Source organism: Achromobacter sp. Marseille-Q0513, from assembly GCF_018195695.1.
Taxonomy (GTDB): Bacteria; Pseudomonadota; Gammaproteobacteria; order Burkholderiales; family Burkholderiaceae_B; genus Achromobacter.
In genome coordinates this window covers 1-695 of the sequence record NZ_JAGTJY010000425.1, presented here as the reverse complement: position 1 = coordinate 695, position 695 = coordinate 1, and the positions used below count along the sequence as shown (strand labels likewise).

Below are 695 nucleotides of genomic sequence, written 5' to 3'. Positions count from 1 at the left end.
GTCCATAGAAACACTGCTGCACGCCCTCTTGCCCCATGCCGTCGTCGCCCATCTGCACGAGATCGACGCCCTGGTCCATCTGGTCCAGAAAGACTGCGAGAGGCTGCTGCAAGAACGACTGGGCGATGCTTGCGAATGGGTGCTGGTGGACTATCACAAGCCTGGCGCCCCGTTGGCTGCCGCCGTGGCGCGCCAGTTGAAAGACCGGCCCGACGCAAACGTCGTATTCCTGCGCAATCACGGCGTGGTCATCGGCGCGAAAGCGGTCGAGGATGTGGACGCATTGCTCTCCCTGCTCACGACGCGGCTGCGCACGTCGACTCGCGAGACTGGACGGCCTCGTGTCGCCCCGTCATCCCATGACGTAGAAGCCATGAAGAACCAGTCCTATATCCTGCTGCAGGACGAAACGTTGACCGAGCTGGTCCACGACCACGATCTGTATGCACGACTGGACCATTCCTGGGCCCTGTATCCAGATCACGTCGTGTTCCTGGGTCCCACCGCCCAGACATATGAATCGGTTGCTGATTGCCTGGACCGCATGCCCAAGCACCAGGACCTCGGCTATCCCATTTTCATCCGCGACGTCGGCATCTTCGTGCCCGAGGCGTTCAACCGCGCCCGGCACGAACAGCTGAGGTGCTACTACGACGTGCTGGCGCGGCTGACACCGGACGCCCTCACTACGACAT

General features: G+C 61.9%; 1 protein-coding gene. It reads left to right on the top strand.

Going from position 1 to position 695, the window contains the following annotated elements; genetic code table 11:
• A partial coding sequence (locus KDH83_RS31060) for a class II aldolase/adducin family protein (protein ID WP_212322946.1) occupies nt 1–695 on the top strand: 695 nt, incomplete at both ends.